2 protein-coding genes are annotated in these 15216 nt (G+C 71.9%); both read right to left on the reverse strand.

The annotated features are described in order from the left end of the window. Positions 1-1971: type I polyketide synthase (locus tag P3T27_RS40495; RefSeq protein WP_280686381.1), on the reverse strand; the 1971-nt coding region annotated here is incomplete at its 3' end. 15 nt (positions 1972-1986) lie between these two features. After that, positions 1987-15156: a type I polyketide synthase gene (locus P3T27_RS40500; RefSeq protein ID WP_280686382.1), complete on the reverse strand. Its 13170-nt coding sequence runs from the start codon at positions 15154-15156 to the stop codon at positions 1987-1989. Between the last annotated feature and the right edge of the window lie 60 nt (positions 15157-15216).

Raw genomic sequence — 15216 nt, forward strand, 5'->3', positions numbered from 1 at the left:
GCCGGTGATGTGGGCGGCGGCTATTTCGCCGATGGAGTGGCCGGTGACGACGTCGGGGGTGATGCCCCAGTGTTCCCAGAGGCGGTAGAGGGCGACCTGCAGCGCGAACAGGGCGGGCTGGGTGTACTGGGTCTGGTTGAGGAGGTCGGGGTCGTCGCCGAAGACGATGTCGTGTAGCGGGTGGGGCAGTTCGATCGCCGCGCACACTGCGTCGAAGGCGTCGGCGTAGGCGGGGTAGGTGTCGTACAACTCGCGGCCCATGCCGAGGCGTTGGCTGCCCTGGCCGGAGAACACCATGGCCAGGGTCCCCCTGTCACCCCGGCCGGTGACCACCTGCGGGTGTGCTTCGCCCCGGGCCAGCGCGTGCAGCGCCTCGACCCGGTCCGTGCCGTCACCCGCCAGCACCACGGCCCGGTGGTCGAAGACCGTGCGGGTGGTGGCGAGGGTGTAGCCGGTGTCCAGCTCCGAAGTGTCGTCGGTGAGGGCGTCCGCGAGCCGGGACGCCGTGTCACGCAGCGCCTGCTCATCGCGCGCCGAGAGCACCCACGGGACCACGGGCGGAACGGTGCCCGCACCCTCCTCCGGCTCCTCCGCGACGGGCGGCTGCTCCAGGATGACGTGCGCGTTCGTCCCGCTGAAGCCGAAGGACGACACCCCTGCCCGGCGCGTCCCGTCACGCTGGGGCCAGGCGACCGATTCGGTCAGCAGGGAAACGGCGCCGGAACTCCAGTCGACCTCGGTGCTCGGAACCTCGACGTGCAGGGTACGGGGCAGCACCTCGTGCCGCATCGCCATCACCATCTTGATGACGCCGGCCACGCCCGCAGCGGCTTGGGTGTGGCCGATGTTGGACTTGATGGAGCCGAGCCACAGCGGCTGTTCACGATCCTGCCCGTAGGCCGCCAGCAGCGCCTGCGCCTCGATCGGGTCACCGAGACGGGTCCCGGTGCCGTGCGCCTCCACCGCGTCGACCTGGTCGGGCCGTAGCCCCGCGTCGATGAGGGCGTCGCGAACGACCCGCTGCTGCGACGGACCGTTCGGCGCGGTGAGGCCGTTCGAGCGGCCGTCCTGGTTCACCGCGGAGCCGCGCACCACCGCCAGGACGGTGTGACCGTTGCGCTGGGCGTCCGACAGCCGTTCCACGATCAGCATGCCGGCGCCCTCCGACCAGCCGGTGCCGTCGGCGGCGTCGGAGAAGGCCTTGCACCGGCCGTCCGACGAAAGACCCTGCTGCTTGCTGAAGTCGATGAACGGCGCCGGACTGGCCATCACGGTCACACCACCGACCAGAGCCAGCGAGCACTCCCCGCGCCGCAGTGCCTGAGCGGCGAGGTGCAGCGCCACCAGCGACGAGGAACACGCGGTGTCGATCGTGACCGCCGGTCCCTCCAGCCCGAGCGTGTAGGCGATCCGGCCGGACAGGATGCTGCCGGAGTTGCCGGTGCCGAGGTATCCCTCCGCGACATCCGGGATCCGCGCCAGCCGAGAGGCGTAGTCGTGGTACATGATGCCCGCGAACACGCCGGTGCGGCTGCCCCGCAGCGAGCCGGGATCGATCTGTGCGCCCTCGACCGCCTCCCAGGCGGTCTCCAGCAGCAGCCGTTGCTGCGGGTCCATCGACACGGCTTCCCGCGGCGAGATGCCGAAGAACTCCGCGTCGAACTCCGCCGCGTCGTACAGGAACCCGCCCTGCAGGGTGTTGCTGCTTCCGGCGTCACCGGGGCGCGCCGACCGCATCCCCTCGATGTCCCAGCCGCGGTCGCGGGGGAAGCCGCCGATGGCGTCCTGCTCGGATGCGACCAGCTGCCACAGCTGTTCCGGTGTCGTCACGCCGCCCGGATACCGGCAGGCCATGCCCACCACCGCAAGGGGCTCGCGACTGCTCTCCTCCACGGCACGCAGCCGCTGGCGGGTGTCCCGCAGCTCGGTGGTGAGCCGCTTCAGGTACTGGAGCGTCCTATCGTCGTTCACGTCACGCCAATCCCATCAGGACAAGCCCAGCTCGTCGTCGATGATGTCGAACATGTCTTCCAGGTCCGCCGCCGTCAGCTCGGCGGCACCGTCGTCCCGGTCGTCCTTGTCGGCGTTCTCCCAGGCGTTGAGCAGCGACCGGAGCCGACTGCGCACCTGCGCCGCGTGCCGCTGACCGACCCGCCCGAGATTCACCTCCAGCCGGTCGATCTCGGCGAAGATCGCCTCCGGTTCTGCGGACCGGCCCGGACCGAGCAGGGACAGCAGGTACTCGCACAGCGCCGCGGGCGTCGGGTGGTCGAAGACCAACGTCGCGGGCAGCCGCAGACCAGTGGCTGCGTCGAGCGCACCGCGCAGCTCCACGGCCATCAACGAGTCGAATCCGTGCTCGGTGAACGGCCGGTCCATCGAGATCGCCTCGCCCGAATCGTGCCCTGCGACGGCCGCGGTACGGCTGAGAACCAGCTGCGCGATCCGGTCCCGCTGTTCGTTCGGCGGCAGGTTGCGCAGGACGTCGGCCAGCGGCCGCGTCGAGACGCTCGCCGTCGTCGCCCGGGCCGGCACCAGGTCGCGCAGCACAGGAGGCAGCGCGGCGTCGGCGGCGCGGCGGCGAAGCGCCGTCCGGTTCACCGGCATCGGGAACAGGACCGGGCCGCCGGTCGCGGCCGACGCGTCGAACAAGGCCCGTCCCGTCGCCTCGTCGATCGGCGCGAGGCCGGTCCCGGACAGCCGTCGGCGGTCCGCCTCGCCGACGGTGGCCGCCATGCCGGCCGTCCACGGTCCCCAGGCGAGGCTGGTGGTGGGGTGTCCGGTGGTGGTGCGGTGGTGGGCGAGGGCGTCCAGGTAGGCGTTGGCGGCGGCGTAGTTGGCCTGGCCGGGGGAGCCGAGGGTGGCCGCGGCGGAGGAGAACAGGACGAACGCCGTGACGTCGCGGTCCCGGGTGAGTTCGTGCAGGTGCCACGCCGCGGTCGCCTTCGGCCCGAACACGCGCCGCAGATGCCCGGGAGTCTGCCGCGCCAGGATCGCGTCGTCGATGGTGCCGGCGCAGTGGACGACGGCGAGCGGACGGTCGGCGGGCACCGCGGCCAGCGCCGCGGCGATCTGCGCGCGGTCGGTGAGATCACAGGCCAGCTGGGTGACCTCGGCACCCTCCGGTTCCGGCGCGTCGCCGTGCCGGCTGACCAGCACGAGATCGGTCACGCCGTGGGAGCGGACCAGGTGGTGGGCGACGAGAGCGCCGAGCGTACCGGCGGCCCCGGTGATCAGGACGGTGCTCGCCGCCCAATCCGGGGCAGCGGCCGATCCGGTGGGCGCGGGGACGAGCCGAGGGACCCGCATCTCCCCCTGGCGCAGCGCGAATTCCGCCTCGCCGCCGGACAACGCGTGGGGAAGTGCCTGCCACGACCGCTCGTCCTCGTCGAGGTCCACCAGCACGATGCGGCCCGGCTGTTCCGCCTGCGCGGCACGTACCAGCCCCCACACGGCCGCGCCCGCCGGTGCGGGGTCGGTGTCCACGGCGACCGCGTGGGAGGTCACGACCACGAGGATGCGGTCCTGGGTGTGGGACCGCAGCGTCTCCAGCACGCCCGCGGCCGTCTCCAGCGCGTCCTCGGGGTCGAGACCGTCGCCGTTGCCCACCCGCAGGACGGTGTGCGTGGCATCCGGCGTCTCGTCCTCCGCACCGAGCACGGTGAACTCCGTGGAGGTGCTGGGGAGTTCCCGGGGGAGCCAGGCCTGTCCGAAGAGCGACTGACGGCCGTCGGTGAACTGCGCAGCGGAGATCCTGCGCATCGTGAGGCGCTCGACCTCCGCGACCGGCCGGCCCGTGCCGTCGGCGATGAGCAGCGCGATCGCATCCTCGCGCAACGGCGACAGCACGGCCCTCAGCCGGGTCGCGCCGTGGACGTGCACGGTCACGCCTGCCCAGGAGAACGGCAGCCGTGCGTGTCCGTCCGCGCCGAACATCCGATCGACGCCGACTCCGTGCAGGACCGAGTCCAGCAGCGCCGGGTGCACACCGAGACCGGAGTCCCGATCCTCACCCTCCGGCAGTTCCACCTCCACCGCCACGTCCTCGCCGACCCGCCAGGCCGCGCGCAGCCCCTGGAAGAACGGGCCGTAGTCGAGCCCGGCGGCCGCGAACTCGGCGTAGACGTCCGACACGGACAGCGCGCTCGCTCCCGGCGGGGGCCAGGCGGTCAGAGACCACGAGGGCTCCGCGGGCTGTTCGTCGCCGATGGTGCCGGTGGCGTGCAACTGCCACGGGGCGTCCGCGTCGGGCCGGGAATGCACCGTCACGGCCCGCTTGCCGTCAGCGCCCGGATCGCCCACCGCGACCTGCAGGTCTACGGAGCCCTCGGCGGGAAGAACCAGCGGGCTCTCCAGCGTGAGTTCCTCGAAACCGCGCCGCCCGGACCGTTGCGCGGCGTGCAGCACGAGCTCCACGAACGCCGTGCCGGGGAAGACGATCGCACCCGCGACGACGTGGTCGGCCAGCCACGGATGGGAGGCGACGGAGAGGCGCCCGGTGAGCAGCACACCACTGCTGTGCGCCAGATCCATGCTCGACGTGAGCAGCGGGTGTTCGGACCGGCCTTCGCCGTGGCGCGGGGCCGAAGCGTCGGGCCAGTACCGCTTGCCGTGGAAGGGGTAGGTGGGGAGGGGGGTGCGTTGTGCGCCGGTGTTGGTGAAGTAGTGGTCCCAGTGGGGGTTTGCGCCGTGGGCGGTGAGGTGGGCGAGGGCGGTGGTGAGGGACCGGGTGTCGTTTTGCTTGGGGTTGAGTGAGGCGATGGTGTTGGTGGGGAGGTGGGGGGTGAGGGAGGCGCTGGGGCCGATTTCGAGGTAGGTGTCGGCTGGGGTGTGGGTGATGGCGTCGGCGAAGCGGACGGTGTGGCGGGTGTGGCGGATCCAGTGTTCGGGGTCGGTGTGGTCGATGGGTTGGCCGGTGAGGGTGGAGATGAGGGGGATGGTGGGTGGGGTGAAGGTGAGTTGGCGGATGGTGTCGCGGAACTGGTCGAGGATCGGTTCCATGAGGGGGGAGTGGAAGGCGTGGGAGACGCGGAGCCAGGTGGTGCGGTGTGCGGGGAGTTTGTCGATGATTTCGGTGAGGGTGGTGTGGTCGCCGGATAGGACGAGGGAGGTGGGGCTGTTGATGGCGGCGATGCCGACGTGGTGTTCGTGGCCGTGGAGGTGGGGGCGGATGTCGTCTTCGGTGGTGGTGATGGCGACCATGGCGCCGCCTTGGGGTAGGGCTTGCATGAGGCGGGCGCGGTGGGTGATGAGGGTGGCGGCGTCGGTGAGGGTGAGGATGCCGGTGATGTGGGCGGCGGCGATTTCGCCGATGGAGTGGCCGGTGACGACGTCGGGGGTGATGCCCCAGTGTTCCCAGAGTCGGTAGAGGGCGATCTGGAGGGCGAAGAGGGCGGGCTGGGTGTACTGGGTTTGGTTGAGGAGGTCGGGGTCGTCGCCGAAGACGATGTCGCGTAGTGGGTGGGGCAGTTCGATCGCCGCGCACACCGCGTCGAAGGCGTCGGCGTAGACGGGGTAGGTGTCGTAGAGCTCGCGGCCCATGCCGAGGCGTTGGCTGCCCTGGCCGGAGAACACCATGGCCAGGGTTCCCTTGTCACCCCGGCCGGTGACCACCTGCGGGTGTGCTTCGCCCCTGGCGAGTGCGTGCAGCGCCTGCGCCCGGTCGGCCGGATCCGTTGCCACGATGACCGCCCGGTGTTCGAGGGCGCCGCGGGTGGTGGCGAGCGAGTACGCGACGTCCAGCGCCGAGCCGTCGTCGTCGAGGCGCTCGGCCAGCCGCGCCGCTTGCGCCCGCACCGCCCGCTCGTCCCGGCCGGAGAGCAGCCACGGCACGAGGGCAGGTGCGTTCCGTTCCGGTGCGGCGACCTCGGCCTGAGGCGGTTGTTCGAGGATGACGTGGGCGTTGGTGCCGCTGATGCCGAAGGAGGAGACACCTGCGCGGCGGGGGCGGTCGTGGGCCGGCCAGGGCTGCTGTTCGGTGAGCAGCGAGACGGCGCCTGCGGTCCAGTCGACGTGCGGGGTGGGCTCGTCGACGTGCAGGGTGCGCGGGAGGATCCCGTGCTGCATGGCGAGGACCATCTTGATCACACCCGCGACACCGGCAGCCGACTGGGTGTGGCCGATGTTGGACTTCACCGAGCCGAGCCAGAGCGGCTGTTCACGGTCCTGTCCGTAGGTGGCCAGCAACGCCTGCGCCTCGATCGGGTCGCCGAGGCGGGTGCCGGTGCCGTGGGCTTCGACGGCGTCCACGTCGGAGGGCTGGAGTGCGGCGTTGGCGAGGGCCTGGCGGATGACGCGTTGTTGGGAGGGGCCGTTGGGGGCGGTGAGGCCGTTGGAGGCGCCGTCCTGGTTGACGGCCGAGCCGCGCAGCACGGCGAGGACCGGGTGGCCCAGGCGCCGGGCATCCGAGAGTCGTTCCAGGACGAGCAGGCCGACGCCCTCGCCCCAGCCGGTCCCGTCCGCGCCGGCGGAGAACGCCTTGCAGCGGCCGTCGGGGGAGAGCCCGCCCTGCCGGCTGAACTCCACGAACGTCCGGGGCGTCGCCATGACGGTGACGCCGCCCGCCAGAGCCATGGTGCACTCGCCGTTGCGCAGCGCGTTGGCGGCCAGGTGCATGGCGACCAGCGAGGACGAGCACGCGGTGTCGATCGTGACGGCCGGGCCTTCGAGCCCGAAGGTGTAGGAGATCCGGCCGGACGCCACGCTCGTCGTGTTGCCCGTGAGGAGATGCCCCTCGGTGCCCTGAGTGTCGTCGTCGAGCAACGAGACGTAGTCCTGGCTGTTGCCGCCCACGAAAACGCCGGTCCGGCTGCCGCGGAGGGACCGTGGGTCGATGCCGGAGCGCTCGAAGGTCTCCCACGCGGTCTCCAGCAGCAGCCGCTGCTGCGGATCCATCGCTCGCGCCTCACGTGGCGAGATGCCGAAGAACTCCGCGTCGAACTCCGCCGCGTCGTACAGGAATCCACCCGAGTCCGCAGTGCTGCCGCCCTGCGTGCCGACGTCCGGCTCCAGCAACGACGTGAGATCCCAGCCGCGGTCGGTGGGGAAGCCGGACACGGCGTCACCGCCCGCCACCAGGAGCTGCCACAGGTCCTCGGGGGTGCGCACCCCGCCGGGGAAGCGGCAGCCGATGCCGACGACGGCCAGCGGCTCGCCGGACGCGGCGACCGGAGCCTGCCCGTCGTCATCCTGCGGGTCCTCGCCGAACAGCGTCATCAGGTGGGAGACCAGGCTGTCCGGGTTCGGGTAGTCGAAGACCAGCGTGGTCGGCAGCGGGACACCGAGAACGGCACCGAGACGGTTGCGCAGGTCCACCGCGGTGAGCGAATCGAAGCCGAGGTCACGGAACGCCCGGTCGGCGGCGACGCGGTCGGCCGTGGCGTGCCCCAGCACCGCAGCGGCCTCGGACGTGACCGTCGCCAGCAGCCGTGCCCGGCGCTCGGCGGCACCGAGCCCCGAGAACCGGTTCAGGTTCGTGGCCCGCGGCTCCTCGGCCGCACTCAGCTGCGCGCGCACCTCCGGCAGGCCGGAGAGCAGGGCACTGGGGCGCGCCGAGGTGAACAGGGGCAGGAAGCCCTCCCACTGCACGTCCGCCACGGTGTGGCACGGCTCGTCGTCGCCCGTCGCCCGTTCGAGCGCCGCGATCGCGAGATCCGGTTTGATCGGGGGCAGCCCGCGCCGACGCATGTGCTCACCCGACTCGCCCTGGGCCATGCCCTCTCCCGCCCAGGGCCCCCAGGCCACCGAGGTCGCGGCAAGGCCACGGTCGCGGCGGTTGCGGGCGATCGCGTCGAGATGCGCGTTCGCCGCCCCGTACGCCGCCTGCCCGCCGGTGCCCCAGACACCGGACACCGAGGAGAACAGGACGAAGGCATCCAGCTCACGCTCGCCCAGCAGCTCGTCGAGATGGGTGGCGCCGGCGGTCTTCGCCCGCACGATCCCGGCGAACTCGTCGATCCCGAGGTCCGCGAGCGGTGTCAGCTGGCCCAGGCCCGCGGCATGCACGACGGCGGTCAACGGCAGCTCCTGCGGCACCGCCGCCAGGAGATCCGCGACGGCCGCGCGGTCCGACACGTCACAGGCCGCGATGGTCACCCGCGCCCCCGCAGCGGACAGTTCCGCTTCCAGGGCGGCCGCACCCGCGGCTGCCGGCCCACTGCGGCCGACGAGCAGCAGGTGCTCGGCGCCGCGGCCGGCGAGCCAGCGCGCGACGTGCCCACCCAGCGCACCCGTGCCACCGGTGATGAGCACGGTGCCGCGCGGCTGCCACGGCGTACGGGCCGCCGGCGAGTCGTGCGGGGCATGGGTGAGGCGCCGGCCGAAGACCCCTGAAACCCGCAGGGCCAGCTGGTCCTCGCCACTCCCACCGGCCAGGAACGCGGGCAGCCGGGACAGCGTCCGCTCGTCGAGCGTGGCGGGCAGATCGACGAGTCCGCCCCAGCCGTCCGGCCATTCGAGCGCGACCGCGCGCCCCATCCCCCAGAACTGTGCCTGGGCCGGAGCGTGCACCGGTTCGGACCGGCCGATGGATACGGCCCCGCGGGTCAGGCACCACAGCGGCACGGTCGACCCGGCGCGCTGCAGGTTCTGCACCAGGGCGACCGTCGCGGCGAGCCCCCGGGACATCGTCGGGTGGGTGCCGTCGGGCTCGTCGTCGAAGGCCAACAGGGAGACCACACCGGCGACTTCGCCATCGTCGGCGGTGACGCGGTCCACCAGCCGGGGCTCGGCCCCGCCGTCACCCAGGGCGGCGAGAACCGCCAGGACATCGGGATGCCCATGCTGCGCGGCGGCCGCGACGACGAGCCAGGTACCGGACAGCCGGCGGACCTCGACGGTCAGCGGAGCCCAGGCGATGCGGTACCGCCAGGAGTCCACCACGGACTGCTCCCGGTGGCGGCGTCGCCAGTCGGCCAGCGCCGGCAACGCGTCGGAGAGCCGGCCGTGATCCTCGCCCAGCTCACGGGACAGCGCTGGGAGGTCCTGGCGCTCGACCGCGTCCCAGAAACGGGATTCGGCGGCATCGACAGTGGAGACGTCACGCTGCGGCGTTCCGGACTGGTCGAGCCAGTAGCGGGTGTGTTGGAAGGGGTAGGTGGGGAGGGGGGTGCGTTGTGCGCCGGTGTTGGTGAAGTAGCGGTCCCAGTGGGGGTTTGCGCCGTTGGCGGTGAGGTGGGCGAGGGCGGTGGTGAGGGTGTGGGTTTCGGGTTGGTCTTTTCGGAGGCTGGGGGTGGTGTTGGTGGGGAGGTGGGGGGTGAGGGAGGCGCTGGGGCCGATTTCGAGGTAGGTGTCGGCTGGGGTGTGGGTGATGGCGTCGGCGAAGCGGACGGTGTGGCGGGCGTGGCGGATCCAGTGTTCGGGGTCGGTGTGGTCGATGGGTTGGCCGGTGAGGGTGGAGATGAGGGGGATGGCGGGTGGGGAGAGGGTCAGCTGGCTGATGACGGCGCGGAGTTCGTCGAGGATCGGTTCCATGAGGGGGGAGTGGAAGGCGTGGGAGACGCGGAGCCAGGTGGTGCGGTGTCCGTGGAGTTTGTCGACGATGTTGGTGAGGGTGGTGTGGTCGCCGGATAGGACGAGGGAGGTGGGGCTGTTGATGGCGGCGATGCCGACGAGGTGTTCGTGACCGTGGAGGAGAGGGCGGATGTCGTCTTCGATGGTGGTGATGGCGACCATGGCGCCGCCTTGGGGTAGGGCTTGCATGAGGCGGGCGCGGTGGGTGATGAGGGTGGCGGCGTCGGTGAGGGTGAGGATGCCGGTGATGTGGGCGGCGGCTATTTCGCCGATGGAGTGGCCGGTGACGACGTCGGGGGTGATGCCCCAGTGTTCCCAGAGGCGGTAGAGGGCGACCTGCAGCGCGAACAGGGCGGGCTGGGTGTACTGGGTCTGGTTGAGGAGGGTTTCGTCGTCACCGAAGATGATGTCGCGTAGTGGGTGGGGCAGTTCGATCGCCGCGCACACCGCGTCGAAGGCGTCGGCGTAGGCGGGGTAGGTGTCGTACAACTCGCGGCCCATGCCGAGGCGTTGGCTGCCCTGGCCGGAGAACACCATGGCCAGGGTTCCCTTGTCACCCCGGCCGGTGATGACGTCGGGAGTGGTGCGGCCGTCGGCGAAGGCCTGCAGTGCCTGGCGGCGGGCCTGCGGATCACGGCTGACCACGACGGCTCGCTCGGTGAGCAGGGCCCGGCTGGTGGCGAGTGAGTAGCCGGTGTCGAGGGCACCGGCCTCGTCCACCGCGTGCTCGGCGAGCCGGCCCGCGGAGGACCGCAGTGCCTGCTCGTCCCGCGCCGAGAAGACCCACGGCACGACCGGAGGGACGTTCTGCCCCCCGTCGGCGGACTCGGAAACCGGAGCCTGCTCCAGGATCACATGCGCGTTCGTCCCACTGACCCCGAATGCGGAGACACCCGCACGCCGGGGACGACCGGCCGGCTCCGGCCACAGCCGGTCCTCGGTGAGGAGGGAGACCGCGCCTGCGGTCCAGTCGACGTGCGGGGTGGGCTCGTCGACGTGCAGGGTGCGCGGGAGGATCCCGTGCTGCATGGCGAGGACCATCTTGATCACACCCGCGACACCGGCAGCCGACTGGGTGTGGCCGATGTTGGACTTCACCGAGCCGAGCCAGAGCGGCTGTTCACGGTCCTGCCCGTAGGCGGCCAGCAACGCCTGCGCCTCGATCGGGTCGCCGAGGCGGGTGCCGGTGCCGTGGGCTTCGACGGCGTCCACCTCCGAGGGCCGCAGCCCCGCGTTGGCCAGCGCCTGGCGGATCACCCGCTGCTGGGACGGGCCGTTGGGCGCGCTGAGGCCGTTGGAGGCGCCGTCCTGGTTCACCGCCGAGCCGCGCAGCACCGCCAGCACCGGGTGACCCAGACGCCGGGCATCGGAAAGGCGCTCCAGGACCAGGACACCCACGCCCTCACCCCAGCCGGTCCCGTCCGCGGCCGCCGCGAACGACTTGCACCGCCCGTCGACCGCGAGGCCCCGCTGCCGGCTGAACTCCACGAACGCGGCCGGCGTCGCCATCACCGTCACACCTCCGGCGAGCGCGAGCGAGCACTCACCACTGCGCAGCGCCTGCGCCGCCAGGTGCATCGCGACCAGCGACGACGAGCACGCGGTGTCCACGGTGACCGCGGGCCCTTCCAACCCGAACGCGTAGGAAACACGGCCCGAGAGCACGGCCGTTGCCGTACCGGTGAGCAGATAGCCCTCCGAGCCCTGCCCGGCGTCACCGGCCGCGTAATGCGAGGTGGCGGCGCCGATGAACACCCCGGTCCGGCTCTCCCTCATGGTGTCGATCGCGATGCCGGCCCGCTCGAAGGCTTCCCACGAGGTTTCCAGGAGTAGTCGTTGCTGCGGATCCATCGCGAGCGCCTCCCGCGGGGAGATCCCGAACAGCCCGGCGTCGAATCCCGCCGCGTCCGCGACGAAGGTGCCGGTCCGGGCGTACGAGGTGCCCGGCTTGTTCGGGTCCGGGTCGTAGAGCCGGTCGAGGTCCCAGCCGCGGTCGGCAGGGAACTCGGAGACCGCGTCACCGCCGTTCGCGACCAGGTCCCACAACGCTTCCGGCGACTCGGCCGCACCGGGAAGACGGCAGCTCATCGCGACGATCACCACGGGGTCGTCGTCGCTGCGCACGGTCTCGCCGGCCGAGTCGGCGGGGCCGTCCTCGCCCAGCAGCTCCCGCTTCAGATAGCCGGCCAGGGAGGCGGGCGACGGGTAGTCGAACACCAGCGTGGCGGGCAGGGACAGACCCAGGGCCGCCTGCAGACGGTTGCGCAACTGCACCGCGGTCAAGGAATCGATCCCGAGGCTGCGGAAGGCCGCCTGCGGGGAGATCGCGTCGCGCGACGTGTGCCCGAGCGTCGCGGCGACCTCACCGCGCACCAGCTCGAGCAGGGCTTGGGTGCGCTCGGTACCGGTGGCCGCGGACAGACGTTCCGGCCAGCCGTCCTCACCGGTGCCCGGGGCGCCGGAGACCGGTCCGTCCAGCGCCGTCCGCGCCTCGGCGAGATCGCCGATGAGGGGACGGCGACGGGCCGCGCTCAGGACCGGGGCGAAGGTGTCCCACGCGATGGGCGCCACCGTCACGGTGGTGTCGTCGCCGCCGAGCGCCCGGGCCAGCGCCGAGACCGCGAGTGCGGGTTCCATGGGCAGAAGACCGGTGCGGCGCAGCGTCTCCTCGGCCGATCCCGTGGCGGCCATGCCCTCGCCGCTCCAGGTGCCCCAGGCGACGGCGAGGGCGTGCTGGCCGCGGTCGCGACGCGCCTGGGCCAAGGCGTCCAGGTAGGCGTTGGCGGCGGCGTAGGCGCCCTGACCGCGACCACCCCAGACCCCCGCACCCGAGGAGAACAGCACGAACGCATCCAGCGGGGCATCGGCGAACGCGTCGTCGAGATTCCGCGCGCCCTCCGCCTTGCCCAGCCACGCCTGCGCGAGGACAGCGGCATCCGTGTCCTGCAGTGCCGCATCCGTACCGATGCCGGCCGTGTGGAAGACCGCGGTGATCGGCGTGTCCACCGCGTTCAGCAGATGGTCCAGGGCGGACCGGTCGGCGACGTCGCAGGCTTCGATGTCCACGCGGGTGCCGGGCGCGAGCGCCTCCAGCTCCGTGCGCAGCTCCCGGGCGCCCGGGGCCTCGCTGCCACGGCGGCTGGTGAGCAGGACCCGACGTACGCCGGAACGGATCAGCCAGCGCGCGACGTGCCCGCCGAGCGCACCGGTGCCACCGGTGACGAGCACCGCACCGTCCGTGGACCACGTCGGTTCACCGGACGGACCGGCGGCGCGGGTCAGCCGCCGCGCGAACACCCCCGAGGGGCGCACGGCCAGCTGGTCCTCGTCCCCCTGGCCCGTCAGGGCCGCCGTGAGCCGCGCCGAAGCCCGGGCGTCCAGACGCTCCGGGAGATCAATGAGCCCACCCCACCAGCGTGGATGTTCGAGACCGGCCACCTGCCCGAGTCCCCACACCGCCGCCTGCTCCGGATGACGGAGACGGTCGGCGCGTCCGACGGACACCGCGCCGGAGGTCAGGCACCACAGCGAGCCGTCCATATCGACGTCCGCGCAGGCCTGCAGGAGTGCCAGCGTCGCCGCGGTCGGCTGACCGCCCAGCGCCAGCAGCGACACGACGTGCTGCGGCTTGTGCCGGGCGAGCAGTTCGGCGATCGAGTCACGCGTCGCGCCGGCATCGCACGGTACCCGGATGGTCTCGGGGGGCAGCGCCTCGACCACGGCAGCGACCAGGTGGTCGTCGGGATCGTCGGCCGGGACGAACACCAGGTGGCGTTCGTCGACCGCCGACGGGCCGGCAGCGGATGACGACAGCGGACGCCACCTGACCTGGTAGCGCCACGAATCGACGGTGTCCCGCTCGCTCTGCTTGCGGCGCCAGTCCGAGATCAGTGACAACGCCGGCGCCAGCACCTGCCGGGGGTCCTGATCACCGATCGTCAGCATGGCGGCCAGCGCGTCGAGATCCTCGTGCTCGACCGCGCGCCAGAAGTCGGTGTCGGCGCCGCTCTCCGCCGCGACCTCCTGGGCGGGACCGTCGAGCCAGTAGCGGGTGTGTTGGAAGGGGTAGGTGGGGAGGGGGGTGCGTTGTGCGCCGGTGTTGGTGAAGTAGTGGTCCCAGTGGGGGTTTGCGCCGTGGGCGGTGAGGTGGGCGAGGGCGGTGGTGAGGGTGTGGGTGTCGCTGTGTTTGGGGTTCAGTGAGGCGATGGTGTTGGTGGGGAGGTGGGGGGTGAGGGAGGCGCTGGGGCCGATTTCGAGGTAGGTGTCGGCTGGGGTGTGGGTGATGGTGTCGGCGAAGCGGACGGTGTGGCGGGTGTGGTGGATCCAGTGTTCGGGGTCGGTGTGGTCGATGGGTTGGCCGGTGAGGGTGGAGATGAGGGGGATGGTGGGTGGGGAGAGGGTCAGTTGGCGGATGGTGTCGCGGAGTTCGTCGAGGATCGGTTCCATGAGGGGGGAGTGGAAGGCGTGGGAGACGCGGAGCCAGGTGGTGCGGTGTGCGGGGAGTTTGTCGATGATTTCGGTGAGGGTGGTGTGGTCGCCGGATAGGACGAGGGAGGTGGGGCTGTTGATGGCGGCGATGCCGACGTGGTGTTCGTGGCCGTGGAGGTGGGGGCGGATGTCGTCTTCGGTGGTGGTGATGGCGACCATGGCGCCGCCTTGGGGTAGGGCTTGCATGAGGCGGGCGCGGTGGGTGATGAGGGTGGCGGCGTCGGTGAGGGTGAGGATGCCGGTGATGTGGGCGGCGGCTATTTCGCCGATGGAGTGGCCGGTGATCACGTCGGGGGTGATGCCCCAGTGTTCCCAGAGGCGGTAGAGGGCGATCTGGAGGGCGAAGAGGGCGGGCTGGGTGTACTGGGTTTGGTTGAGGAGGTCGGGGTCGTCGCCGAAGACGATGTCGCGTAGTGGGTGGGGCAGTTCGATCGCCGCGCACACCGCGTCGAAGGCGTCGGCGTAGACGGGGTAGGTGTCGTACAACTCGCGGCCCATGCCGAGGCGTTGGCTGCCCTGGCCGGAGAACACCATGGCCAGGGTCCCCCTGTCACCCCGGCCGGTGACCACCTGCGGGTGTGCTTCGCCCCGGGCCAGCGCACGGAGCGCCTCGACCCGGTCCGTGCCGTCACCCGCCAGCACCACGGCCCGGTGGTCCAGCGCGGCCCGGCCGGTGGCAAGCGACCACCCGACGTCGAGTGACGAATCCCCCGGTGCCACCGCCGCCGTCAACCGTGTGGCCTGAGCGGACAACGCGGCCGGAGTGCTGGCGGATAGCAGCCACGGCACGAGGGCAGGTGCGTTCCGTTCCGGTGCGGCGATCTCGGCCTGAGGTGGTTGTTCGAGGATGACGTGGGCGTTGGTGCCGCTGATGCCGAAGGAGGAGACGGCGGCGCGGCGGGGGCGGTCGTGTGCGGGCCAGGGCTGCTGTTCGGTGAGGAGGGAGACGGCGCCGGCGGTCCAGTCGACCTCGGTGGTCGGCTCGGTGACGTGGAGGGTGCGGGGCAGTACCCCGTGCCGCATCGCCATCACCATCTTGATGATGCCGGCGGCGCCGGCGGCGGCTTGGGTGTGGCCGATGTTGGATTTCACCGAGCCGAGCCAGAGGGGTTGTTGGCGGTTCTGTCCGTAGGTGGCTTGGAGGGCTTGGGCTTCGATGGGGTCGCCGAGGCGGGTGCCGGTGCCGTGGGCTTCGACGGCGTCTACTTCGGAGGGCTG

Source organism: Kitasatospora sp. MAA19, from assembly GCF_029894125.1.
Taxonomy (GTDB): domain Bacteria; phylum Actinomycetota; class Actinomycetes; order Streptomycetales; family Streptomycetaceae; genus Kitasatospora.